The 25084-nt window shown below is 66.9% G+C and carries 20 protein-coding genes and 1 pseudogene; 10 read left to right on the top strand and 11 right to left on the bottom strand.

Going from position 1 to position 25084, the window contains the following annotated elements; all coding sequences use genetic code 11:
* Window positions 1–29: 29 nt before the first annotated feature.
* Together ACE37B_RS13845 and ACE37B_RS13840 are read left to right on the top strand one after the other, a co-directional pair.
* On the top strand, window positions 30–476 hold the full coding sequence (locus ACE37B_RS13845) for a MauE/DoxX family redox-associated membrane protein (RefSeq protein ID WP_409923913.1): 447 nt from the start codon (window positions 30–32) through the stop codon (window positions 474–476).
* The gene (locus tag ACE37B_RS13840; RefSeq protein ID WP_409923912.1) at window positions 473–1111 is read left to right on the top strand and encodes a DJ-1/PfpI family protein; all 639 of its coding nucleotides are present in this window, start codon (window positions 473–475) and stop codon (window positions 1109–1111) included. The genes ACE37B_RS13845 and ACE37B_RS13840 overlap by 4 nt, the downstream gene beginning before the upstream one ends.
* Here the strand turns inward: ACE37B_RS13840 and ACE37B_RS13835 are convergent.
* Window positions 1089–4610 carry a DEAD/DEAH box helicase family protein gene (locus tag ACE37B_RS13835; RefSeq protein WP_409923911.1) on the bottom strand — a complete coding sequence of 1174 codons (3522 nt, stop codon included), beginning with the start codon at window positions 4608–4610 and terminating at the stop codon, window positions 1089–1091. The genes ACE37B_RS13840 and ACE37B_RS13835 overlap by 23 nt on opposite strands.
* A 183-nt stretch (window positions 4611–4793) precedes the next feature.
* Between ACE37B_RS13835 and ACE37B_RS13830 the strand changes: the two genes are divergently transcribed.
* The 4 genes from ACE37B_RS13830 (at window position 4794) to ACE37B_RS13815 (ending at window position 7849) form a co-directional block, all read left to right on the top strand.
* Window positions 4794–5813, top strand: coding sequence for a DUF222 domain-containing protein (locus ACE37B_RS13830; RefSeq protein ID WP_409923910.1), 1020 nt, complete (start codon window positions 4794–4796; stop codon window positions 5811–5813).
* Window positions 5814–5845: 32 nt separating this feature from the next.
* Entirely contained in the window at window positions 5846–6085 is a 240-nt protein-coding gene (locus ACE37B_RS13825; protein WP_409923909.1) for a ribbon-helix-helix protein, CopG family, read from the top strand.
* Complete coding sequence (locus ACE37B_RS13820) at window positions 6085–6399, top strand: type II toxin-antitoxin system PemK/MazF family toxin (protein ID WP_409923908.1); 315 nt, start codon at window positions 6085–6087, stop codon at window positions 6397–6399. Before ACE37B_RS13825 ends, ACE37B_RS13820 begins: the two co-directional genes overlap by 1 nt.
* A gap of 79 nt (window positions 6400–6478) precedes the next feature.
* Window positions 6479–7849 carry a hypothetical protein gene (locus ACE37B_RS13815; protein ID WP_409923907.1) on the top strand — a complete coding sequence of 457 codons (1371 nt, stop codon included), beginning with the start codon at window positions 6479–6481 and terminating at the stop codon, window positions 7847–7849.
* Window positions 7850–7906: 57 nt separating this feature from the next.
* Here ACE37B_RS13815 and ACE37B_RS13810 read toward each other — a convergent pair whose 3' ends face one another.
* From ACE37B_RS13810 to ACE37B_RS13775, 8 genes and pseudogenes are all read right to left on the bottom strand, one after another.
* The gene (locus ACE37B_RS13810) at window positions 7907–8773 is read right to left on the bottom strand and encodes a GIY-YIG nuclease family protein (protein WP_409923906.1); all 867 of its coding nucleotides are present in this window, start codon (window positions 8771–8773) and stop codon (window positions 7907–7909) included.
* Entirely contained in the window at window positions 8770–9102 is a 333-nt protein-coding gene (locus tag ACE37B_RS13805; RefSeq protein ID WP_409923905.1) for a restriction endonuclease subunit S, read from the bottom strand. The genes ACE37B_RS13810 and ACE37B_RS13805 overlap by 4 nt, the downstream gene beginning before the upstream one ends.
* A gap of 116 nt (window positions 9103–9218) precedes the next feature.
* On the bottom strand, window positions 9219–10313 hold the full coding sequence (locus ACE37B_RS13800) for an IS5 family transposase (protein WP_409922866.1): 1095 nt from the start codon (window positions 10311–10313) through the stop codon (window positions 9219–9221).
* Window positions 10268–11344, bottom strand: a complete 1077-nt coding sequence (locus ACE37B_RS13795; RefSeq protein ID WP_409923904.1) for a restriction endonuclease subunit S — start codon at window positions 11342–11344, stop codon at window positions 10268–10270. The genes ACE37B_RS13800 and ACE37B_RS13795 overlap by 46 nt, the downstream gene beginning before the upstream one ends.
* Window positions 11341–11523 (bottom strand): annotated as a pseudogene (locus tag ACE37B_RS13790) (hypothetical protein); the annotation flags it as partial. The pseudogene ACE37B_RS13790 and the gene ACE37B_RS13795, both read right to left, overlap by 4 nt.
* A gap of 68 nt (window positions 11524–11591) precedes the next feature.
* Window positions 11592–11966, bottom strand: coding sequence for a DUF86 domain-containing protein (locus tag ACE37B_RS13785; RefSeq protein ID WP_409923903.1), 375 nt, complete (start codon window positions 11964–11966; stop codon window positions 11592–11594).
* Complete coding sequence (locus ACE37B_RS13780) at window positions 11953–12261, bottom strand: nucleotidyltransferase family protein (protein WP_409923902.1); 309 nt, start codon at window positions 12259–12261, stop codon at window positions 11953–11955. The genes ACE37B_RS13785 and ACE37B_RS13780 overlap by 14 nt, the downstream gene beginning before the upstream one ends.
* A gap of 43 nt (window positions 12262–12304) precedes the next feature.
* Window positions 12305–14425: an N-6 DNA methylase gene (locus ACE37B_RS13775; RefSeq protein WP_409924339.1), complete on the bottom strand. Its 2121-nt coding sequence runs from the start codon at window positions 14423–14425 to the stop codon at window positions 12305–12307.
* Window positions 14426–14521: 96 nt separating this feature from the next.
* On the opposite strand from ACE37B_RS13775, the gene ACE37B_RS13770 reads away from it, so the two are divergent.
* Genes ACE37B_RS13770 through ACE37B_RS13760 form a run of 3 tightly spaced genes read left to right on the top strand, consistent with a single transcriptional unit; the run spans window position 14522 to window position 16919 of the window.
* Complete coding sequence (locus ACE37B_RS13770; protein ID WP_409923901.1) at window positions 14522–15715, top strand: DUF222 domain-containing protein; 1194 nt, start codon at window positions 14522–14524, stop codon at window positions 15713–15715.
* 57 nt (window positions 15716–15772) lie between these two features.
* Window positions 15773–16234, top strand: a complete 462-nt coding sequence (locus tag ACE37B_RS13765) for a hypothetical protein (protein ID WP_409923900.1) — start codon at window positions 15773–15775, stop codon at window positions 16232–16234.
* Window positions 16227–16919: an RES family NAD+ phosphorylase gene (locus ACE37B_RS13760; RefSeq protein ID WP_409923899.1), complete on the top strand. Its 693-nt coding sequence runs from the start codon at window positions 16227–16229 to the stop codon at window positions 16917–16919. Before ACE37B_RS13765 ends, ACE37B_RS13760 begins: the two co-directional genes overlap by 8 nt.
* Before the next feature lie 82 nt (window positions 16920–17001).
* Here the strand turns inward: ACE37B_RS13760 and ACE37B_RS13755 are convergent, their stop codons facing one another.
* Entirely contained in the window at window positions 17002–20979 is a 3978-nt protein-coding gene (locus tag ACE37B_RS13755; protein WP_409923898.1) for a putative Ig domain-containing protein, read from the bottom strand.
* Window positions 20980–21140: 161 nt separating this feature from the next.
* Window positions 21141–24410: a TM0106 family RecB-like putative nuclease gene (locus ACE37B_RS13750; protein WP_409923897.1), complete on the bottom strand. Its 3270-nt coding sequence runs from the start codon at window positions 24408–24410 to the stop codon at window positions 21141–21143.
* Between the two features lie 33 nt (window positions 24411–24443).
* Here ACE37B_RS13750 and ACE37B_RS13745 point away from each other — a divergent pair, with 33 nt between their 5' ends.
* The gene (locus ACE37B_RS13745) at window positions 24444–25058 is read left to right on the top strand and encodes a DsbA family protein (protein ID WP_409923896.1); all 615 of its coding nucleotides are present in this window, start codon (window positions 24444–24446) and stop codon (window positions 25056–25058) included.
* The last annotated feature ends 26 nt before the right edge of the window (window positions 25059–25084 follow it).

The raw sequence follows: 25084 nt of genomic DNA, 5'->3' as shown, positions 1-25084 counted from the left end.
GCTGACGCGGGACGCGACAAGATGGGTCGATGACCGCTCCTCCCGACTCCACGGTCCGCACGTTGTTGCGATGGCTGCTCGGCGGCGCGCTCGTCGCCGCCGGCACCGGCCACCTCACCGTCCAGCGCGACGAGTTCCAGGCGCAGGTGCCCGACTGGTTCCCGCTCGACGACGACCTCGTCGTGCTCGGCTCGGGGGTCGTCGAGATCGCACTGGGTGCTGCGCTGATCGGCCTGCCGCGCCATCGGGTCGTCGTCGGGATGGTGGTCGCCGCGTTCTTCGTCGTGATCTTCCCCGGCAACATCGCGCAGTGGCGTGAGGGGACCGACGCGTTCGGTCTCGACACCGACGCGAAGCGTTTCGGCCGACTGTTCTTCCAGCCGGTCCTGGTGATCTGGGCGTTGTTCTCGACCGGAGCGTGGCACGCCTGGCGGACGGCTCGCGCCGCGCGCCCGTCGGATCGGATCGCACGATGACCCGCCGACACGTCTCCATCTTGCTGTTCGACGACGTCGACCTGCTCGACTCGGGTGGGCCCTATGAGGTGTTCCTCACCGCCAACCGGCTCGCTCGACGCGACGGCGCCGACGCGCCGTTCGACATCGACACCGTGACCCTCGACGGCCGACCCGTCACCGCGTACGGCGGCCTCGGGCTGATCCCCACCGCGTCGGCCGAGGTGTTGGCGAACACCGACATCGTCGTCGTGCCCGGCGCCGTCGACCTGGCCGGACCACTTGCCGACACCGACTTGCTCGCCGCGATCCGAACGGTCGCCCAGCGCGCCGACACCACGACGACGAGCGTGTGCACGGGCACGTTCCTCCTGCACGAGGCCGGGGCGCTGGCGGGACGCGCCTGGACCACCCATTGGGAAGACATCGAGCCGCTGGCCGAACGCGCCGGGGGCGACGGCGCACGCCGCGGTGTCCGGTGGGTCGACGACGGCCCGGTCGTGACCGGCGGTGCGCTCAGCTCCGGTATCGCCATGGCGTTGCACCTCGTCGAACGGTTCGCCGGGCGAGACCTCGCCGAACGCACCGCCAACCAGATCGACTACGTCTGGACCGAAACGAGTACCGCCTCGGTCACCCCCACCGCCGAGCGATGAGGTGGTCGAGGTCGACCGGGTCCGTCACGGGGTCGGTGCCGACCGGGGTGCGCCACCAGAAGACGCGCTCGCCGGCCTTGGTCTCGTAGACCGGGTGTGCCGACGGGTCGACCGAGATCCGGCAGACGTCGCGACCATCGAGGGTGAAGAACTCCCAGTCGACGAGGCTGGCCGCCGCGGCGCCCAATCGGTCGAGCAGGTTCTTGAGGTGTTGACCCCACAGGTCGCGGTCGCCACGCTCGCCTCGCTTCGAGAAGGTGGCATTCGAGAAGGTGGCATAGTCGTCTTCGAGTCCATGGATGCTCCCGTCGTCTGAGACTCCGACGAGCAGGGTGCCGCCGTACTTCGAGTTGGCGAACCCGGCGATCGTCTTGACGACGGCGTCTTCCATCACCTGCGACTTCTGGCCGAGCTTGACGTCCCAGCGGAGTGTCGACTTGTACTCGAGGAACCGGCTCTCACCGTCGGGGCGAATCAGATCGGCGACCGGGCACGTTCGCTGCCGTGCGACGCGGGCCCGCTTGTAGATGTCGGGCCGGTACTCCTCGACGAGGGCAGAGCGCAGTTCGTCGTTGTCGAGCAACTCGAAGGCGAACTTCTCGTTGGTCGAGAGCCGGCCGGTCAGCGCGCCCATCCACGTCTTGTCGAAGCCGACGCCGAACGATTCCTCGTCGTTGGCGAGCGCCTGCACCTGGACCTGCTCGTCACCGACGATGTCGTCGGCGACCTGGTCGACGAGGAGACGATCCGTGTCGGAGATGTTGCTTCCGTGCCGCTCGTTGATCTTGCGGATCACTTCCGACAGCGGCACCTCGTCGACGAGTTGGATGCGTCCGCTCCCGCCGTAGATCGTGACGACCTCGCCGTCGGCATCGTCGAGTGAGGCATCACCTTCCCATTGCTTTTCCATGCGAAGGTGCGTGAGTTCGACCGCGTCGCCGAGGTCGACGCTCGAGACCGACTCGGTGCGAACCATCTGCGACAGTCGGCGACAGAACAGGTAGTCGCGTTCGAGCTTGACGTCGGTGAACGACACCACCTGCGACAGGAAGCTGTAGATCCGGGTGAAACGGGTGAGCACGTCCCGGAACTCGTCTTGGCGTGCTTCGTCGAGCGCCTGGAACCGGTCGACGGCGGGGCCCATCATCATCAGGATGCGTTCGTGATGCTTCTCCGGATCGGCGAGGAGGAAACCGACCATGGTCTCCACTTCGTCGGCGCGCAACACGTCGAAGGGGCCCAGCTCGGCGTGTGTGTCGTACAGCAGGTGCGGGTCGGTCGGCGGGGCGTGAGTGCGCACGAAGTACGGCTCGAACGCTTCTTGGATCTGCTCGTGGCTGTTGCGGAAGTCGAGCACGAACGTGCCGGTCTTGTCCTTGTGCGTCCGGTTGAGTCGCGACAGGGTCTGCACCGCGGCGAGGCCGGTGAGCGTCTTGTCGACGTACATGGCGTAGAGCTTCGGCTGGTCGAATCCGGTCTGGTACTTCTCGGCGACGACGAGGATCTGCCAGTCGTCGGTGTCGAATCGTTCCGGGGTCTCGGAGTCGGGGAAGCCGTTGACCTTCGATTCCGTCCACTGCTCGCCGTCGTCGTCGAGTTCTCCGGAGAACGCGACGAGCACGTTGACGTCGCCGATGCCGTGGTCGCGGCAGTACTTGTCGAGCGCGCGTTTGTAGCGCAGGGCGTGCAGGCGCGACGCGGTGACGACCATCGCCTTGGCCTTGCCGCCGACCTTCGCTGCGACGTGCTGGCGGAAGTGGTTGACGATCACGTCGGCGCGCTGAGCGAGGTTGTGTTCGTGGAGCGAGACGAAGCGTGCGATCGCCGCGCTGGCGCGCGACTGGTCGAGTTCGGGATCGTCGGTGATCGCCTTGTCGATCTTGAAGTAGGTGTCGTAGGTGACGTAGTTCGCGAGGACGTCGTGGATGAATCCCTCCTCGACCGCTTGACGCATCGAGTAGAGGTGGAACGGCTCGAACTTGTTCGTGTCAGGGTTGCGCTGACCGAACAACTCGAGGGTGCGGCCTTTCGGGGTGGCGGTGAACGCGAAGAACGACATGTTCGCCTGGCGTCCGCGGGCGTCGACCTCGATGGCGAGCAGGTCTTGCACCGGATCGGGTACTTCGTCGACGACACCGGCTTCCGTGGCTTCGGCGCGCGCGAGTTCGGCGGCGTCGGAGCCTGCTGCGCCTGCGGGGCCGCTGCCGAGCACCTTCTTCATGCCCTTGGCGGCGTCACCGGTCTGCGACGAGTGTGCTTCGTCGACGATGACCGCGTACGTGCGCGTCGTCAACGAGTCGACGTGGCGCATCACGTGCGGGAACTTCTGGATGGTGGTGATGACGATGCGCGCCCGCTCCCCGGAGAGCGCCTCCGCGAGCTGCTTGGAGTCTCGGTCGATCTTCTCGACGACGCCGTGGGTGTGTTCGAACTGGTAGATCGTCTCCTGCAGTTGCCGGTCGAGCACGAGCCGGTCGGTGATGACGACGACCTTGTCGAACACCTTGGTGTCGTCGGCGGCATGCAGCGACGAGAGCCGGTGAGCGAGCCAGGCGATGGTGTTCGACTTGCCCGATCCGGCCGAGTGCTGCACGAGGTAGGAGTGCCCGGCGCGGTGCTCGCGGGCGTGTCCGACGAGGCTGAGCACGGCGTCGCGCTGGTGATAGCGGGGGAAGTACACCGCACGATCGGCACCGGTGCCGCGCACGAACACGAAGCGTGCGAGCAGGTCGAGCCACGAGTCTCGCGACCAGACGTCTTCCCACAGGTAGCCGGTGCGGTAGCCGCCGTCGCCGATCGGGTTGCCAGCCCGGTCGCCGTTGCCGCGGTTGAACGGCAGGAATTGGGTGGTGACACCGGACAGGCGGGTGGTCATGTAGACCTGTTCGGTGTCGACCGCGAAGTGCACGATCGCGCGGCCGAGGAGCGCGTTGCGAGGGTCGCGTTGCTTGCGGTACTGGCTGATCGCGTCGTGCGCGGTCTGTCCGGTGAGATGGTTCTTGATCTCGGCGGTCGCCACGGGAATCCCGTTGACGAAGAGCCCGAGATCGAGGGTCTTGGTCGATGCCGGGTCGTAGGGCAACTGCCGCGTGACGGTGAGGCGGTTCTTCGCGTAGTCGGCGACGTGGCGCTCGTTGAGGCCCGACTCGGGCAGCCGATACATCAGCTTGAATTCGGCCTTTTCGTTGCCGGCGTAGACGACCCCGTGACGGAGCACGTCCGTGGTGCCGCGGGCCGCGATCTCCTTCGACAGTCGCTGCGCGAACGCGCGCTGAGCCTCCTCCGGGGTCGAGTGCGAGCGCCGCACCTTCTCCCATTCCTCGCCCTGCGTACTCCCGATGAACTTGAAGAGCTCGGCGGTGTCGAGCGCGAGCTCGGCGGAGAAGTCGTCGCTGACGCGATCCGCCGCGTTGCCGACCTTGACGGCGTCGTAGCCGCCGGCATTGGTGAGCGACGCACAGATCGCCGCCTCGAACGCGTGCTCACTCGGGCTGCCCACAGGCCGAGTATCGCGCATGGTGGCAGCGAGGTGCCGAAACGCTCGACGGTGCGGCTGTTGGCGAACCCCGTCACATGGGATCCGTACGATGGCCCGAAGCGAGCTCGACCTTGCCCCTCGGTGACCGGGCGGTCCCCCTCAATCTGTTGACCACCGCTGTCGAACACGACGGGAGGGCTGCGTATGGCTGCCACGGTTTCGATCTTCACCCACACCGAGCGTCCGCTGACGCGGCATCTGAACGAGGCACTGACCACGTGGTCGACGAGCCAACGAGCGGTGGTCGGGTTGGCGGCCGACTTCGCGACGTCCGGTGAATGGGGCGCATCGGGAGCGGCCAGTGCGGCGCACTGGATCGCCGACGTCGCTGACATCGAAGTGGGGACGGCCCGAGAGTGGATCCGGGTGGGCAAGGCGTTGCGGCGGTTGCCGGAGATCGCCGACGCGTTCGAGCGAGACGAGTTGTCGTACAGCAAGGTGCGCACGTTGAGTCGTGTGGCGACGCCGGAGACCGAGATGTCGTTGATCGCGCTCGCCAAGACGGTGCCCGCAGGGCAATTGCCCCGAGCGATTGCAGCATGGCGGCACCGGGGCGATGACGGTGCGGCGCTGGAGCGGCATCAGTTTCTCCAGCGTGGCGTCGGATGGCGGGTCGAACCCGACGGGATGGTCGCGTTCACGGCGCGGCTGGAGCCGCTGGTCGCCGCAGCGTTGATCGCCCGGTTGACGTCGTGGGTGATGTCCAATCAGCCGGAGGTGCTGACGTTCGACGAGTGGCCGACGGTCGCGCAGCAGCACGCTGACGCCCTGGCCGCACTGATCGAGGGTGACGAGAGCGTGCGACGGCTCGTGACGGAGGTGGTGTTGCACGTACGTGGCGACGGCGCTGCGCTCGACGACGGGACGCCGCTTCCGTTGTCGTCGGTCATCCGGGTGGCGCCGGAGGCGTTCGTGCGTGCGCTGGTCCACGACGCGGCGGGTCGCCCGATCAACGCGAGCGCGAGGCGGCGGCATCCGAGCGTGCGACAGAAGCGGGTGGTGAAGGAGCGGGATCGAGCGTGCGTCGACTGCGGGGCGGCCACGTTGCTCGAGTTCGATCACGTGCCCGACTTCGCGATCACCCACCACACGGTCGTCGACGAGTTGCAGTTGCGATGCGCGCCCTGCCATCACCGCCGCCACGCAGAGGCAGGCGCCGCGTGACGTGCCGGTGTATGACAGTGTACAATTATTGTATGACAATGCTGAGCTTCCGGGTGGAGGACGAGGACGCAACAGCGATCCAGGGTTGGGCAGACGAGCTCGGCGTCGACCGGTCGGCGTTGCTGCGCGAGGCGGTTCGCCTGCACCTGAACCGGCTGGCATCGGAGCGCGAGGCGCGTACGTGGGTGGAGGCGCCACTCGACGACGGCGAGTCGGCGTTGGCTGCGATCGCCGACTGGGGGCCGGCCGAGGAGTGGGAGGATTGGGCCTGATGCCTCCCGTCCGGCACGGTGACGTCTGGTTCGCTTCGACCCCTGGCGGTGACCGCCCGGTGCTGGTGCTCACCCGCGACCCGGTCGCCGACCGCATCGGGTCGGTGGTGGTCGCAGCACTGTCACGAACGGTACGCGGCCTGGTGTCGGAGCTGCCGCTCACACCAGCCGACGGCGTCCCCACCGAGTGCGTCGTCAACTTCGACAACGTGCACACGATCCGCCGCGACTCGTTGCGCCGACGAGTCACCACCCTCTCGGCGCCCAAGCTCGCCGCCGCCTGCCGCACCCTCCAAGCCGCCACCGGCTGCTGAGCAGGCAGGCCGCCGTTGGGGCTGCGCACGACGATGTAGTGTTCGCCCGAGAGGCAGACCATTGGGGAATGGGGGCGGCGTGGCCGAGGAATCGACGACAGCGTCGAAGGCGGAAGCGCTGACGAAGAGCATCGAAGAGTTGAAGAAGCTGTTCGGTCTGCTTGCCGGTGACGACGGCAAAGACGGCGACGAGAAGGGGTCCGGCGGCGAAGTGCCCGGGAAACCGGAGCGGGGCGGGGACGACGTCTCGGCCGCCAACGAGATCATCCGTGCACAGGTGCGGCGTGCCGACGAGTCCTTCCGTGCGACCATCAAGTGGATGGTCGGCGCCGTTGCCGGTGTGGCGCTCGTCGTGTTCGGTTCGGGGCCGTTCCTCATCGACCGCAACCCGTTCGCGGAGCGGGACATCTGGGTGCTGGGCGGGATCGCCGCCGTCGCAGCCGGAGTAGCACTCGTGGTGTACGCATCGAGTCGCGTGACCGAGCCCGAGGACGCGAGCCTCGGCGAGCTCGTCCTGTCCTTCCGCCACCTCGACTCGCAGAGACAATTGTTTCCCGGCAAGCGGCGCTCCCTCGAGCATCTGCGGTCGATCCTGAGCGGCACCGAGCGGTCGGCACATCTCGGGCCGGGCCTCGATTCGGTCAACGACCTGATCGCGAAGCTGGCTTCGCTTCAGGAGAAGCGCCTCAGCACCGAGCGGCAGCTGGCGCAGGAAATGGCCCGACATGACGCCACGAAGTCACGAGTTGACGGACTCCGCGGGCAGCTGGCGGATCTTGACGAGCAAATCAAGGAGTTGCTCGATGTCGAGCCGAGGGAGACGACGCCGGGGCGGGCGGCTGAATCAGGCCACCACATCAGCGCCCTGCTCGCTGCGAGGATGGAGAGCCGAAGGCAGGTGCTCGGCAACCTGGCCGTCGCTGAGCGGATCCTGTTCGAACACGAGTCGTCGCTCACAACTGCGCAGGTAATGGTCGCCGGAATCGACGCAGAGCAGAAGGTCTACGACTTCCATCGGACGCTGGTCATCTCCGAGGCGTGGATCGCGGAGAAGCGGGGCCTGTTCCGCGGCGCTCGGCGCTTTCTGGTCCTCGGTGCCTTGCTGGCCTTCGTCGGTGGTACCGCCTATCTGTCCGGCGTGTCCGACGATGATCCTGACGACAATGGCGGTGGCACTTCGGACTCAGCCGAGGAGTCGGGACGCACTCTGTTCCTCCCGGCGACGGTCACCGTCCAGTCATCGGCCGCGGTGGCGAAGCTCCTCCCGGACGATTGCCTCGGGACACCGCTCGACGCCCGGTTCGAGTCACTCGAGGTTCCGGAACCCGGCACTGCCTTCACCGTCCAGGTCGTCGAGGAAGGGTGCGAAGGCGGCCTGAACATCACGAAAGGCGACGCCGAGCGATCGGGCTCAACCGCTCCCGTGGAGCTCGTGATTCTGCAGCCGTGACGGTGAGCACTGCTCCGGCGAGCCGTGTGTGACATCGCTCAATGCTTGCTGGGCGCGTCAGAGTTGGCCGGTGGCGGCGAGTTGGCGTTGCTTGAGGCTGACGCCTTCTGCGTCGAGCCATTCGATGCGGCCGTTCGCGGTTCGGCCCAGCAGCACGGCGGCCGCCGCTGACGGTGAGGCGAACAATGTGTCGTTCGTGAGGCGATAGCTCGAGCCGTCCGCGACCAGGTCGCCGGTCTCGATCAGCCGCCGCCGCAGCCGGGCGTAGGTGTCGCCGATCGACTGCACCTCCTCGAGTCGGGCCTTCGCACCGGCGAACACGAAGAAGCCGTCGGACCGCTCCTCTCCCTCGCCCGAAGCGTCCGGTCCCGTCAAGAAGTAGCGCCGAGCAACATCTGGTGGCTGGGCAACGGCCACGTCGAAGGCGTCGACGCCGAGCACCGGGAAGATCGCTCGCATCTCGGCGAGGAAGCCGCTGGCGACCGCATGGTCGGCGGCTGCCATGTGCGGGGTGCCGGGCTGGTTGCCGTTGGCGACCTTCGACCGTCGGGCCTCCTTGGCGAGGCGGACCAGCTCCGACTCCAGGAACGAGATGTGCGCCCGGTTGAGCGACTGGTTGCCCGACTGGAACACGATCGTCGTCCGCCACCAGTCCTTCGCATCGTCCTGCACGTGCTGTTTCAGCCGAGCGTTGACGTCCTCGGCCTGGCCGACGTACACCTGCGTGTCGAAGTCGCCGTCCGGATCGTCGCCGAGCAGCACGTACACCCCCGGCGAGGCGAGCCCCTGCTCCGACGCCACCGGCAGATCCGACCGGGCGAACACGATCCCCCGCCCCGTCCAGTTCGACTTCTCGACCACCCGCACCCCGTCGGGATCACCCGCCGTGACGAGGATCGTGATGACGTACGGCTGCACAATCACGCCGCCCCCGGCACCGCGAACTCGCCAGTCACTGCAGCCGTGATGAGCGCCTGGCGGTGTTCGACGAGGAGATCAATCTGACTTGACAGTGCTGCGCTCGCGGCGTCAAGCGTGCGCCAGGCGGCATGCACTTCATCCACGATCTGCTGCTGCCGATCGACCGGCGGAAGGGGGATGCGAAGCGACTTGAATATCTCGAGGTTGATCATCTGACGGGTCGACCCCTGAGCACTGAGACGAAACCGTTCAGCTGCGCCCTTAGCAGGGTGCTGAAATTCGGGGTCTGAGGGCGGGACGCCCGGATCGAGGGCGGCCCGCCTCGTTGTCATTGCGCTGGCTTGGTCTTCGATGTCAGTTTTCGGGGATCTCCGTTGTCGGTTTCGGGTGATCGCTCACTGATCCCCGACTCCGGAGGCGGCCGGTGGCGACCTTGCCGAGGTGATCTTCATCCGGTTGCGGCGTCGAGGGCCGTGATCCGGATCAGGTTGTAGACGGCGGCTTCCATCTTGAACCAGGCCCGGTTCCGGTCGTTGCCGATGTAGCGGACCTTGCGGCCCTGGCCGACTGTCTTGATCCAGCCGAACGGTTCCTCCACCCGCTTTCGGATCCGCTGCGACACGGTGTAGCCGGCGTGGCGGGTCGTTCTGGCGTCGATCGCCGATCTTCGGTTGGTGTTGTTCTGCGCGACGTGCGGCGTGAACCCGGCGGCGCGAACGTCTTTCACGAAGTTCTTCGTGTCGTAGTTCTTGTCGCCCGCCACCGTTCTTCGCCGACCACTCTTCGGCAGTCGTTTCAACATGTCGATCGCGCAGTCACGTTCTGCGAACCCGGTCGCCGCTGTCACCTCGGCATCGGCGATCAACGCCGAGCGGTGCTCGATCAAGAGGTGACCGGCGTAGCAGAGCTGGGCGGCGGTGTTGTTCGACTTGCGATACAAGCGTGCGTCCGGATCGGTCGTCGACGCGTGCGTGTCGTTCGAGCGTTTCTGGCCGTGCCACTGCACCTCGGAGTTGCGGCCCTTTGGGCCCTCGTTGTTGTCGCTGCCCGAGTCGTCTTTGGGCTTGAACGACTTGTGCGACGCCCACGCCTGCAACAAGGTGCCGTCGACGGAGAAATGATCCGACGACATGTACCGGCGCAGCTTCGCCTGGCGGACCACGGCGGCGAAGAACTCGTCGGCGATGTCAGCGTCGAGGAGGCGTTGGCGGTTCTTGGAGAACGTCGAAGCGTCGAACGAAGCTGCATCGATCGGGAGGTCGAGGAACCACTTGAACAACATGTCGTAGTTGAGGCGTTCGCAGAACGCCCGCTCGGAACGCATCGAGTACATCGCCATCAACACCGACGCCTTCAACAACTGCTCCGGCGGCACCGACGGACGTCCCGACGTCGCATACATCGCCTCGAACGAAGTGTCCATCGAGGCAAGCACGGTGTCGACCACCACACGGATCCTCCGGATCGGGTGCTCGGCCGGGATCAGGTCCTCGGTGCTCAACGACGACAACAGAGCAAGCTGACGATCAGGCGTTCCACGCATGACCCCATTCTTTTCCATCCAGACACAGAACGCGAGCACCAATCCGGGTTTTTCAGCACCCTGCTAGACGAGCACGCCAGCGCCACGTACTCCGCGTCAGCGACCCCAGAATCGATCCGCCCGCAAAAGCACTTGCCCTTCACGATCGCCGGTCCAAGATCGGGCGCAACGCAGGCTCGCCCTGGATGATTCCGCTCGTCACCGAGCGCTGCGACCAGCAAGTCACCGGGTCGCACCCGGTACCTTGCGAAGTCGAACCGACGCTCCGGTGGAAGGTGGACCATGGACTCTTGTCTGAACTCGGCGAAGCCGATGTTTCCAAGGCGGATCACTCCCAGCCCTTCATGCACGTAGTCACCCGAACTGAACGCGCTGCCGAAAGGACCATCGGTGAGGAATGTCAGCACCCGTCGCAATGGCACCCGGTCGGGTGTATCGGCTTCCGCCAATTCATCGAACGTCCTCCATCGACGCCTTTCGAGGAGGTGGATGAGTTGTTGCTTCTTGGTGATCAGGGCGTCGATGCGGGCGGTCTCGGCGTCCAGGTAGTCGGCGATCGCCCGCTGCTCGGCCAGGGGTGGGGCAGGGAGAACGAGGCTTCGAAAGGTCTCCACGTCGAAGGCGGTGGACCGCTCGCGGATGCCCTTGGCCAATGAGGTGATGAAGCCTCGCTCGGAAAGGTCTCGCAACAGGTAGGCATAGAACCGGGGCTCTGTTCCGAGTTCAGGCTGATAGCAGTGAACGACGGGCGAAGCCTTGCCGTCGCTGTCACTCACTCCAATGGCACCCGCAAAGCCATCCATGCTGTGGATGACGAGATCTCCCGCTCGCACACCTTGGTAGCCGATCTCCTGAACAGCGTTCGTGAACCCTTCGGTTCGGCGATTCGACCTCCTTGTCACCTGCCCATCTCGAAACGCGGTGACGATCTCGTCGTCCGCTCGAGGATCGCGCCTTACGCGGGCAAAGAGCCGACGAGCGGGCATCCTGTCCCAGTGCTGCACCGCCGGTAGCGGTACGTCGATCTTCACTCCGTCACCTCGGCGAGCAGCGCTTGGACCTCGGCCTCGAGTTGTTTGATCTCGGCGTCGATCTCCTCGAGCGACCTTGGCGGTGCGTAGACGTAGAAGTGTCTCGTGAGGGGGATCTCGTCGCCGATCTTGGTCCTGGTGTGGTCGACCCAGGCGTCACCGACGTCGGGGTGGACCTCGGCGTCAGCGAACCTCTGTGGCGCACGCGCCATCACACACCCCTGCTGCGAGACCGGGTCCGGCTGATTCACTGCTCGGACTCCAGTCCCTCGTGTGTGCCGTCGGCGGCGAGTCGCTGATCGAGTTGCGAGATCATGCTGTCGAGTTGATCGTTGGCAACCTGCCACACGACCTCGTCGTTGATGGTTGCGTAGCCATGGATCAGCACGTTGCGGAAAGCGACGATTCTCGGGAGCTCGGGAAGCACCTCGTCGAGGTTCGGATCGAGCTTCGCGGCCTGACTGAGCGCCTCTCCGACGCGAATGAACCGGCGTTCGACACGATCACGCAGGCCGACGTCGCTGCGGAAGTCGTCCAACGTCTGCCCGGCGACGTACTCGCGGATCGGCCGCGCCGACTCAGCCGCCTCCCACAGGTGTGCGGCGATCTCAGGCCGCCGCATAGAGCTCGCGAAGGCTCGTCTCCACCGATCTGGCGAAGTACGGGTTGTCGAGAGCCCTCGGGGCCACCAGGTCGACTGGGGCACCGAGGAGGAGTTCCAGGTCCTCCTTGAGCCCGAAGTAGTCCTCCAGAAGCGTCGTGGATGTCTCGTCGAATTCGACCAGGAAGTCGGCGTCGCTGCGACCCGGATCGAACTCGCCCGTGACGGCCGAGCCGAACACGGCGAGACGTCGAACATGGCGGCGCCGGCACACGGCATCGATCGCGTCGATGTCGAACTGCAGACGTGTCGCCATCCCGACATTCTGGCCGCGCCGAGCGATGATTGTCACGCCTCGATCACTCCGTCACCTCGGCGAGGAGCTCCTGGATTTCGGCTTCCAGCTGCTTGATCTCGGCGTCGATCTCTTCGAGCGGCCTTGGGGGTGTGTAGACGTAGAAGTGTCTGGTGAGGGGGATCTCGTAGCCGATCTTGGTCTTGGTGTGGTCGACCCAGGCGTCACCGACGTAGGGGTGGACCTCGGCCTCGACGTACTGCTCGACGGCGTTGGTGTAGGTGTCGGTGGCGAGGCGTCCGGTGGGGTCGGGTTCGTAGCGGACCGGGTCGGGCGGGAGCGGGACGTTCTCGTTGTCGCGCAGGTCGGCGTCGGGTTCGGGGTTGCCGTGCTTGTCGAGGATCGGGGCGGCGTCGGGATCGCGGACCGACAGGGCGTCGACGATGGCGGCCTCGATCGGCTTGCCCGAGATGTCGAGGTCGGCCATCCAGCGCTTCGCTTCGGCGCGGGCATCGGCTTCGGTGGCGAACGCCGTGCCGACGCGTCCGCTGGCGCGTTCGGCGAGTGCGTCGCGCTGGTCGTCGGTGAGCTTGGCGAGCTTCTTGTCGGCTCGCAGCGCGTCCGCGGTCTCGTCGGTGATCTCGTAGCGGAGACGAAGGGGGCGTTCGACGGTGATGCGGAGGAGGCCGAACGACTCGTTGGGGAAGATCCTGACCCGGGCGTCGGGCTCACCGGTCTCGGGGTCGACGTTCTGCTGATCGAAGTTGCCGTAGAGGCGGACGATCTCGGCGATCTGGTCGTCGGCCACCTGCTTGCGCTTCTCGCCGAGGCTCTTGCGCATCTTGGTGAAACTCTTGCGGGCGTCGATGAGTTGCACCTTGCCCCTGCGGGCCGGGCTCTTGCGGTTGGTGACGATCCAGAAGTAGGTGGAGATGCCGGTGTTGTAGAACAGCTGGTCGGGCAGGGCGACCACGGCCTCGAGCCAGTCGTTCTCGATGATCCAGCGGCGGATCTCACTCTCGCCCGACCCAGCGGCGCCGGTGAACAGCGGCGAGCCGTTGAACACGATCGCCAGCCGTGAGCCGCCCTGTTCGGGGGCTCGCATCTTCGAGATCATGTGCTGGAGGAACAGGAAGCTGCCGTCGTTGATCCTCGGCAGGCCCGCACCGAACCGGCCGGCGAAGCCCTGGGTCTCGTGCTCGGCCTTCACCGAGTCGGCCACCTTCTTCCACTCCACACCGAATGGTGGGTTGGCGAGCAGGTAGTCGAACCGCTCGGTCGGGTGCTGGTCGCCCTGGTCGCCGGGATCGTCGGGGCTGTACGTCTTGAGCGAGTTGCCGACCTTGATGTTGTTCGCCGACTGCCCCTTCAGCATCATGTCGGAGCGGCAGATGGCGTACGACTCCGAGTTCAGTTCCTGGCCGTAGACGGTGAGGGTGGCCTGCGGGTTGTGCTGGCGGACGAAGTCTTCCGCCACGCTCAACATGCCGCCGGTGCCGCACGCCGGGTCGTACAGCGTGGCCTTCGCCCCCGGCTTGGAGAGGATGTCGTCGTCTTCGATGAACAGCAGGTTCACCATCAGCCCGATCACCTCACGCGGCGTGAAGTGCTCACCCGCCGTCTCGTTGCTGAGCTCGGAGAAGCGGCGGATCAGTTCCTCGTAGAGATAACCCATCTCCAGGTTGGAGACCCGGTCGGGGTGCAGGTCGATCTCGGCGAACTTGCCGAGCACCAAGTAGAGCAACCCCGACTTGTGGAGCCGGGTGATCTGGGTGGCGAAATCGAACCGCTCGAGGATCTCGCGGGCCTCGTCGGAGAAACCGGCGACGTAGGCGAGCAGGTTGTCACGGATGTTGTCGGGGTCGTCGAGCAGCTTCGGAATGTCGAATCGGCTCGTGTTCCACAAGCCGTCGACGTCGGTGAGCGCATCGAGCAGTGGCGCGAAGTTCTCGACCCGGCCCTTCAGGCTCTCGTGCTTGGCGAGCATCTCCGCCTTCACGGGGTCGAGGACGCAGTCGAAGCGTCGCAGGACGGTGAGCGGCAGGATCACCTTGCCGTACTCCGACTGCTTGTAGTCACCCCGCAACAAGTCGGCCACCGACCAGATGAAGGCCGCATGGTTCTTGATCGTCTCGCTGCCGTTCGCCACTGCCCTCACCGTAGTTCGGTCACCGCCGTGGCACATCGGGGCCGGGCGCGCGGCAGCCGGCACCGCCGCCCGACATCGCTGGGCGCTCGCGTTCGGGCAACTCTGATACACCCTTGTCGTACACTTGTTCGCATGGAGGCCCGAATGATCGCCGAGGGCGTGGAGGAGTTGGAGCGGCTGGCCGACCCGACGCCCGCGGTCACGGCTGCCACTCGGGCGATGCGTCGCCAGCGCGCCGAGCAGCTCGACGAAGTGCACGCCGTCGTCACCCGCGGCGAGTTCTACCAACTGGGCTACCGGTCGCCCACCTCCTGGCTCGCGGTCACCACGGGTGAGGGGATCGGCCACTGCACGGGCACCATCCTGCTCGCCGATCGCATCCAGCACATGCCGATCGTCAAATCCGCGTTCGCTGGCGGCGGCCTCGCCGAATCGAACCTTCGCCTGCTGTGCGATGCCTGGTGCGCCGACCTCGCCGACACGTTCGCCCGCGACGAAGCGATGCTGTGCGGCTGGGCCACCTCGCTACCCCACCGCGATTTCAAGCTGGTGCTCGACACGTGGCGGATGCACGCCGACCCCGACCGCGAAGAGCGCACCGCCCAGGAGCGCTTCGACGCCCGCGCGCTCCACCTCTCCGGGCTCATGGACGGCATGGGCCGCCTCGACGGCACCCTCGACCCCGAAAGCCTCGCCCTGGTGCGCGAGGCGATCCGGGCGCTGTCGCAGCCCGCCGACGGCGAAACTCGCACCGCCGCGCAACGCCGCGCCGACGCACTCACCGAGATGGCCCGCATCACGATCGCCAACCTCACCCCCGAGCCCGGCAAGAAGCGTCGCAAGCCCAAGGTCATCGCCACGATCGCCTACGACGACCTGCTCGAGGGCACCAAGGGCGGCGTGCTCGACACCGACCTCGACGCCACCGTCGTCGGCGCCGAGACGATCCGGCGCATGGCCTGCGACTGCCACATCCACCGCTACATCACCAACCCGCTCGGCACGGTCATCGACTACGGCCGTCGCCGGCGGGTGGTCCCCGACACGCTGTTCGACACGCTCATCGTCCGAGACCACGGCTGTCGGTGGCAAGGCTGCGGCATCCCCGCCGGCTCCTGCGACGCGCATCACGCCATCCACTGGCTCGATGGCGGTACCACCAAGCCCGACAACCTCGTCTTGCTCTGCTGGTTCCACCACCACCTGCTCCACGAGCAGCACTGGAGTATCGAGCCCCTCGGGGGCGGTCACTTCACGTTGAAGAACCCACACGGCGAGTCGCACCCGCTGCGACCGCCCCTGGTCGGCCTCGCCCTCCCGACCTGACGACCGGCACGTACCGTCATGCGCGTACCACATTGATGATCGAGGTACACTTGTGACATGAGCGCGCTCGCAGCGATCACCGACGACCTTCCCGTTGCTCCACCACGACTCGACGCCGCGGCCATCGAACAGGCGCGCCTCGTCCGCCTCGCACGCGATCACCTCGCCACCACCGAGCCGTCGGTCGACTACGACGGGCTCGCCCGCGGCCGTGACTCCACCGTCCTCGCCGCCCGCCAATGGGTCAAACGCCAGCGCGGCCGCGGCCGCCTGTTCGTCGTCGATCACGGCAACGCCACGCTCATCCCCACGTTCCAACTCGACGAGGTGTTCGACGTCGACGACCGGTCCGCCCGCGTCGTCGAGCGGCTCACCGCCGGCGGGATGAGCGGCTGGGCCCAATGGCAGTGGTTCACGGCGATCAACCCGTGGATCGATGCCCGCCCGATCGACCTCGTCCGACGCGCCGACCGCGTCGACGACGCGCTGCGCGCCGCCGAGCGCCTGTTCGATGCCTGACGCGCCCTGCGGACGCGACGACTGCCCGATCGTGCGTCCGGGGCGCATCGACAAACGAACCCTGCACACCCACACCCTCCCGGCCGGCACCGAGTGGTATCGGGTAGCACGCACCGAACACGGCAGCACACCGTTCGCACCGCCCGAAGTCGGCAACGGGCGCTTCTCGCCGCTCCACGGCCGAGGCCACTGCTACCTCGCCGCGCAACGATCCGCGTCGCTCCTCGAGTCCGCGCTCCACGAAGCAGCCGGACCCAACCCGCGCATCTACGCAGCGCAGCTCGGCGCGTTCTTCCTCTACCGGCTGCGGCTCACCGACGACGTCCGCCTCCTCGACCTGCGCGACGACGCCCTCGGCGCGCTCCGCATCCATCGAGGCCAACTCACCGGCGCCGACGCACTCCACTACCCGTGCACCCGCTCCGTCGCCGAACAGCTCGCGGGCGCCAAGCGCTCGCACGGCTTCGTGTGGACGTCACGCCAAGGCCACCTGCACGCCGAACGCAACCCCGACGGCCTCGCCAGCGAAGTGCTCCACCACCAGCAACTCGACGTGGCGGTCGTCTACTCGCCCGACGCCGGCGACTCGATCGCCGTCGTCGACGACCAGCCACTCGTCGAGGGCACCGCACCCATCCGCTTCGTGGTCGAACTCGCCAACCTCCTCCGCATCGCGATCCTCTGACCGACCAGGTGTCCAGACGCGCCGGAGGGGCGCCGACATGCGACGCCCCTCCGGGTGAGAAATCGGTACGTGGATGGTCAGATCAGAGGTAGACACCCTCCACGTCGACGACGATGTGCGTCGTCGCCGACACGTAGATGCACACCACCCCGTCCGCACCGGGCTTGGCCGTGGTGTGGTTCGGCGTGGGCGTACCGGTCGTGAAGTTGAGGCTCGACGCCAGCGGACGCTCCGTCCCACAGGGGAAGATCGTCGCATAGCCGGTGCCCTCGGCCTGGACCGCCGCGACGTTGAGTGCGTACGAATCGACGTCTTTCAGCCCGCTCTTGGCACCGAGGTCGAGACGGAGGGTCTCGCCCGCTTCGACCTTGTCACCGGACCGGGTGTCGAGGACTCGCACCGGGACGTTCGCCACCAGCTGCGACGTGTTCCCGGAGGCCGACGCACCGTTGAGGTCGATCACCAGGTCGGTCGCCACCGACGAGAACACACACACGGAGCCGGATTCGCTCAGCTTCGCAAACGCTGCGTTGGAGCGAGTCGTGCCCTTGCCGTAGTTCAGGCTGGAGGCGAGCGGGAACTCCTCGTCGCAGGGGAACAGCGTCAAGAAGCCGCTGTCGTCCGGGTTGACCACCGCCACGTTCAACACCGCAGCTGCGGCACCGTCCGGGGCGAGGCCGTCACCGGTCACCTGTACCTCGACGGATTCACCGGCACCGACCCGTGTGCCGCCTCGTGTATCGAGGAGACGGGTCGGGGCGAGCGAACCGAGACGGTCGGACTGCGACGGTGCGAACGCACCGCTCAGGTCGACCACGAGATGGGCGCTCTCACTGACGTAGAGGCAGATCTCACCCGACTCGTCGAGCTCGACGATCGCGAGGTTCGACGAGTTGGCACCGCTGTCGAAGTTGACGGCCGATGCTTCGGGGCGCTCGGAAGCACATCCGAAGACGGTCACGAATCCGAGGCCGCCCGGCTTGACCGCAGCAACGTTGATCGCGACCTCGGTCGCCCCGGCCGGCAGACCGGATTCGGCGGCGTCGATCGCCAGTCGAGTGGTCGAACCAGCCGCCGGACGCTCACCATCGCGAGTGTCGAGCAGACGAACGGGGACCATCGGCATGTACCCGGTGTCGTCGGGGACGACCACACTGCGACCGTCGAAGTTCTTGACGACTCGGTCGGACTGGTCGACCGACGTGTCATCGACGGCGACCCCTTGCAACCCGACCTCATAGTCCTTCGATCCGGCAGGCGGCTCGACCTCGATGATCACGTTGCCGTCCTCGTCTGCGACCGTGGTGCCGACGACTTCGTCATCGACGACGATCTCCACCGTCGAGCCGGGCTTGAACCCGCTTCCCTTCACGGTCACCTTGTCGTCCTGCGAAGTCGGCGGCTCGACCGTCGTCTTGGGCGGGACGACCGGCGTCTTGGGCGGGATGACCTCGACGTCGACGGTGCCACTGACCACCTTCGTCACCGAACCGACCGAGTTGGTCGCCTTGACCGTGAACGAGTAGTCACCCGCCTTGGTCGGGGTTCCGGTGATCGCTCCCGTCGTTGCATCGAGCTGCAAGCCGGCAGGCAGCGCGCCCTCGATGACCGAATACGTCGGCGCCGGAACACCCGAAGCTGCCACACCATCCGACACCTGCACGCCCACCTTCAGGCTGGCGACGGTGCCGTCGGTGAACACCGGGATGCTCGTGACGGTGCCACTGATGACGATCGACGCAGTGGAGACCGCGTTGCTCGCTTCGATCGTGAACGAGTACGGACCGGCGACCACCGGGGTACCGGTGATCGCACCCGTCGTCGTGTTGAGCTCGAGGCCCGCAGGCAGCGAACCAGCAGCCACCGAGTACGTCGGCAGCGGGGCACCCGAGGCCGACACGCCGTCGGTCACCGCGACGCCGAGTTGCAGATCGCCAATGGTGCTGTCGGTGAAGACAGGTGCCACTGCCGGAATGACGGTCAGTACAGCAATGTCGCTGATGACGTTGCCGGTCGAGTTCGAGATACGAGCGCGGTACTGGTAGCCATCCATCTCATTGGTGATCGGCAGCGGGAAGTGCCCCGCCTCACCGCCACTGACGTTGGTCCAGGTCGAACCATCATCAGTGCTCACCTGCCACTGGGCAACCGGCGTCGGGTAGCCCGACGAGTGAGCGTGCAACATGATCATCGTGCCCGCGTTCACGGTCTGGCTCTCAGGCTGCTGCGTGATGACCGGCGGCGACGTGACCGTCAACGAACCAGTGCCGGTCGCTGTCTCGGTCGGCGAAGCAGGATCGTCGGCAACGGTGACCGTGAGCACCGAGGTACCCGCATCGGCCGGAGCGTCCCAGGTGAGGCGCGAGGCCAGCAGACCGGTGATGTCGGCGAGGCTGCCTTCGAACGCCAGCGTCGTCTGATTGCTGAAGCTCACGGTCGGTGCCGTCATGGACACCGTGTAGCCCGAGGTGTTCAGGCTCAGCGTGCCCTCGCCCACCGGAACGGAGACGGTGGCATAGACCGTGCCGGCGATGAACTCCGCCACCGTCACGGGCACGACCTTGCCGGTCTGGCTGGCGCCCTGCTCGACGTCGATGACATCGACGCGGGCGCCGGTCCAGCTGACGAGGATCGAGCGCGAGTCGGATGGAGCGCCGCTCGTGATCGTGGCCGTGACCGTGTCTTGGCCGCCGCTGGAACCGGTGTAGCAGTACTGGGCTGCGCCCGAGGCGTCGGTCACGTCGGAGCCGCTCGCCGGGCCGTTTGGCCCGTCGACGACGAACGAGATCGATGCGCCCTCGGTGGGCGTCTCGGTCGAGCCGTCGCTGGTGGCAGCGACGACGTCGATGCACACCGACGCATCGCGAGCCAGCGTTGCGGCGGGCGTCGCATCGATCGAGAGCGTCGACGTCGTGATCGTCGACGACTTGGTGCCCGTGCCCGGACCGGTCTCCACGGTGGCGGTCACGTCGTCCTCGCCCGAGGTGGCGACCGTGTAGCAATACACCGCCTCACCGGCAGCGTCGGTCAGCTCCGTGCCAACCGACTCGCCGTCGACGAAGAACTCGACGCTGGCACCCTCGACCGGGTCACCCGCCGAGTCGACGACCGTTGCGGTCGTGCACACCTCGTCACCCGGGCGAGGCTGCTCGGGTGTGGTCGCGAGCGACACGGTCGACGGCAGCGTCACCGAATCGCCGCCGAGGATCACCGTGTGCGTGCCATCCTGCAACGCCAGCGGCGTGAGCGGGAACTCACCCGATGCCGTGAAACAGTTGTGCCACGGTGCGGCGATGTTCGAATTGGTGAGACCGGGGAACTGAGCGAAACCGGCCGCCGTCAGCTCCGGCGTGCTGCCGCCACACGCCGTCGACGCAGAAAGGTCCGGGAACAGTGAGTTCAGCCATCCGTACGACTGCGACTGCGCAAACAGGGCGCCACCACGGTTGACGTGAGCAGCGATGGCCGGACCACGGGCGTTGACGGCGCCTGCCTCCGCGCTGTCCATGCCGTTGCCACACCAGCCCTGTTCGACGATCTGGATCATCTGGTAGTTCGCGGTGCCTGCAAAGACGTCGTCGAACAGCGTGCTGATCGCCGCTGCGCCCTCGAAGTAGTCGATCTCGACTGCACCCGAGGCGAGACGCTGGGAGACGTAGTGGGCGGCGCCACCACAGTTGTTGCTCGTGGCGGTCGAAGCCGATGCTCCGACGATCGCGACCTTGCCGTTGTGGTCGTAGGACGACGGCACCCCGGCCAGCAGGGTTTCCCAGGCCTTGAGTTCGTACACCCAGGTGCTCCGGAGCTCACTGGCTTTGGGAACGCCGCTGCCGTCGAGCGCGATCGACCCGTGGAGGCCCGAGTCGGTGCCATCCAGGATCACCGGACCGCCCTCTTGCACCGCACCGACGGGAGCGGCCGACACGCTGGGCGCCGGCCCGAACGGGTTCACCGCCGTCACGCTCGACGCCAGCGCGAGTGCCAAGGCGATTCCGACTCGGCGGCGCCGCTGGCCGTGGGGCCGAGGCGGCGGACCCGTCTCTGAAGGTTCCTTGAACATTGTGATCTACCTTTTCGATCAGATGGCATGGTGATGCCGGTCTGGTTGTCGGTCTGCGACGGGCCCGTGCCGCGACGCTCGACAAACCGTCCCGCCCGTCACCCCCCGCGCAAGGAGATGTTCAACAATCGCGGTCGGAACCGCGACGAGTCACCACTACGTCACACTGCGTCGGCGCGTTCGACGAAGGCGCAGAGCGACCCGATCAGCTTCATGTCGTCGACCGTCTTGGCACGCGTCGACAGCAGTGCGTCGGTGCAGACCAGGTACGCGAGACAGCGAGCGCGACTGATCGCCACGTTCAAACGGTTGCGGGAGAACAGGAAATCGGCGGCGCGCGGCATCAGCTCCGACGACGACGTGGTCATCGAGAAGAACACGATCGCCGCCTCACGACCCTGGAACTTGTCGACCGTGCCGACCTCGACCTTCGCCAAGCGCTTGTGCGTCGAGAAGACCTCGCGGATCGTCCGCACCTGGTCGTTGTACGGCGCCACCACCATGAAGTCCTTCGGACGGAGTTTCTCGACGTTGCCGTGCCGATCGGTCCAGGGGGTGTTCATCAAGCGCCGGATCTGCGCAGCGATCAACTCGGCCTCCACCGCCGACGAGGTGGAGCAGTCGTGATGCGTGGCCTCGATCCACCGCAACCCGGTCCCACCCACTTCGGTCGACTGGCCATCGCACGACGGGTCGACGTGCAGGCGCCCCTCGTAGAGCACGTCGGAGATGAAGTGGCTCACGTCGGAGTGCATCCGCCACGTGGTGTCGAGGAACGCGCCGCGATCGGGACTGATCGTCGCATCGCCGTCGAGGAGATGCGCGAGCGCGCTGGCACCCGAACCGTTGGGATGGCTCGCCTGCGACACCTGCGGCAACTGTTGCGGATCACCCAACAAGACCACGCTCTTCGCCGAGATCGCCGCTGCCATCGTGTCGGCCAACCCGAGCTGGCCCGCCTCGTCGACGACGAGCACGTCGACCGGTGCGTTGCGCATCGCCGTGCTCGCGAACAGCCACGGCGTCCCGCCGATGATGTCGTACGGGCCGTCGGCCACCCGACCGTTGTCGTTGACGTACGACACCGACTCGACCCGCCCTCCGCTGTGCTTGTGCACCGCGCGCAGCGCGTCGAGATCGTCGAGTTCGTCGAAGTGCTCGGCCACGGCACGCAGCAGGTTCTCGATCGCCAGATGGCTCATCGCGGTCACGCCGACGCGCTTGCCGCTCTTCACGAGCCCCCGGATCAGGCGGGCGCCGGTGTACGTCTTGCCCGTGCCCGGCGGGCCCTGCACCGGCAGGACGGTGCCGTCGAGGTGCTCGACCCAGTCGTCGACGTACGCGATGTCCGGAACGATCGCCGGCGGTTCGCGACGGAGCAGGGCGTGCGCCACCTTGTCGCCGGTGCTCGCCAGCAGTTCATCGGCCAGCGACTCGAGCGCGTCGATCTTCGCTCCCTCCCTGAACCAGACGTAGTGCGTCAGGCTCGTCGGCACGAAGCCCGACTCCTGGTGATCGCCGGTCCATGTCAACCGCAGCTCGCGGGCCTGCCGGTCGATCGAGTCGACCGTGAAGAACGTCCACTCCTGCTCGCTCGTCACGTGGATCAGGTCGGCACCGCGCTCGATCTCGGCGTCGACCGGCTGGGCGGGATACGTGAACACGGCGGCGGGCCACTTGCGCGGCTTGCCACGCTTGTCGAGCAGTTCGACGAATTCCCGGAATTCCAGGTCGGCGATCGCTCCGGGCGACTCGCGCCGGTCGGCCACGTCCGACGTGGCGAGCCGGTACACGTCGGCCGCCACGGCGCGCTTCTCGCGACGCCAGTAGCCGAGCAGATCGCCCATCAGGTGCTCGGGCGCGTCGGCACCGAACGCGTGCAGTGCGTCGATGCGCCGGTCGAGTTCTTCGTCGCGCTGCACGATGTCGAGCACCGGAACCCGCCACGCCGAACCGGCCGGACGATGTGCCACCAGCCAGTCGCGCACGGCGAGCGTGGCACGCACGTCGTCTTCGTTGTAGTCGGCTATCCGGCGGAGGATGTCGGGGTCGGCGTCGGTCATCCAGCGCTCGTATTCCACCACCGCGCCGGCGCCCTGGTCGATGTCGTGCCCGCGTTCGTAGTCGGTCAACAACTCGACGTGCTTGAGGCCGTACGACTCGGCGCCGAGCACGATCGAGCCGGTCACGATCGGATACAGGTCGACGAACGCGCCCGTCGCGACCAACTCGTCGAGGGCCACCTCGGCCACTGCGTGCTCGGTGGTGAGCGCCTCGAGCGACGACCGTTCGGTGTGGTTGTAGTGGTAGACGTGCATGCCACCGAAACGCTGCCGACGCGCCGCGAGATGATCGATCAGTGCCTTGGTCGCCGCAGCTTCCTCGGCGCGGTCGTGTGCCCAGAACTCGACGAACTCCCAGTCGCCGGCCTCGCTCCGCTGGATCAGACCGAGCAGGAAGAACAGACCCCGCTCGGGCGTCCAGAACGGGTGCCCCTCGAAGTCGAGGAACACATCGCCCTCATCCGGTTCGGGCAACTCCACCCACCCGGTGCCGGCGGCCAGCAACTCGAACGCAGGCGGTGCGCCGCCCGCAACACGTGACGCCAACTGGAGGCGGGCCTGGTCGACCAGCTTGTCGAAGCGGACCGCGTCGACCGCCGGAGGCGCGGTGGTCGCCTCGGCGAGCGCTGCGAGCGTCGTCACGCCGTCGGCCCGCAACGCGTCACGGTCGGCGCGGCGCGCGCCGGCGACGAACACGAGCGAGTCGGCGGCGCGCCACTCGTCGTTGCACACCTGGTGGAACTCGCAGAAGTCGCAATGGCTGCACTTCTCAGCGGTGGTGCGGGGCGGGTCGGCGAGCGCCGTCATCAGCGAGGAACGGATGCGTCGCCAGTACGGATCGACCTCGGCGAGGCGGATCGTCTCGGTGCGACCCGAGCCGAGCGCGAGGTGGACGTGCTCGCCGCGAACCCCGGTCAGGGCTTCGAGCGCATCGGCATAGAAACACAACTGCAGGACGTGACCCGGCTTGGCTTCCTGGCGGGCGAGCTTGGCGTCGACCGCTTCGTAGTGATCATCGACGCGCACGAGGAAGTCGGCGACACCGCGCACCCCGTCGTGCACCATCGGCAACTGGTAGATGACGTCCCAGCCATCGGCCATCGGATTGCCGACGCGTTCGACCCACTGCTCGAACGACTCCTCGCTCGACCGTTCCGCCACACGGAACACCGACCGGCCCTCGGCCACGTAGCGGGCGAGGACTGCGTCTTCGTGTGCCTGGCCCTTCGCCATCAGCATCTCGGCCATCTCGCCCAGCGGGCCTCGTTCGAACGTCAGCTCGCCGGATTCGACGAGATGGTGCAGCGTCATCGTGTGCGCGCACTCGAGCCAGGCCGAGATCTTGGACGGGGAGATCGATGCAGCCATCTGCGCAGTCTGCCGTGCCGCAATACTGGAGCCATGAGTACCACGCTCGAAGTCTTCGCAGAGATCACGTGCCCGTTCGCCTACGTCGGGCTCCAGCACATCGTCGAACACGTCGAGGCCGGTGACCACCCGACCGACATCATCGTGCGCGCCTGGCCGCTCGAATGGGTCAACGGCGCCGGACTCGCCGTCGACGGCGTGATCGAGAAGTCGGCCGCGTTGTGCGAACAACTCGACATCGACGCCTTCGCCGGGCTCGACGCCGACCAGTGGCCGACCACCACCGTGCCCGCTCACCGCCTCACGATCGCCGCCTACGACGTCGACGCCCCGACCGGACTCGCCGTCAGCCTCGCGATTCGTCACGCCCTGTTCGAAGAGGGGCGAGACATCAGCGACCCCGACGTGCTCGACGCCATCGCGTCCGCCCACGGCCTGTCGGTCGACGATGCTGCCGACGAAGCCGCCGTCCGAGCCGAATACGACCTCGGCGTCGAACGCGGCGTGAAAGGATCACCGCACTTCTGGCTCGGCGACGACGGCTTCTTCTGCCCCGCCCTCGACCTCGGCCGCGACGACGACAACCACCTGATCGCCCGCTTCGACCCCGAGGCGCTCACCGCGTTCTACTCCCGCCTCGACCGCTGACCCACGTTTCCGCCTCCCGCTCGATG

The sequence above is a fragment of the Ilumatobacter sp. genome, from assembly GCF_046290335.1.
Lineage (GTDB): Bacteria > Actinomycetota > Acidimicrobiia > Acidimicrobiales > Ilumatobacteraceae > Ilumatobacter_A.
The sequence above is the reverse complement of the archived record's forward strand: the minus strand, read 5'-3'. Positions and strand labels throughout refer to the sequence as shown.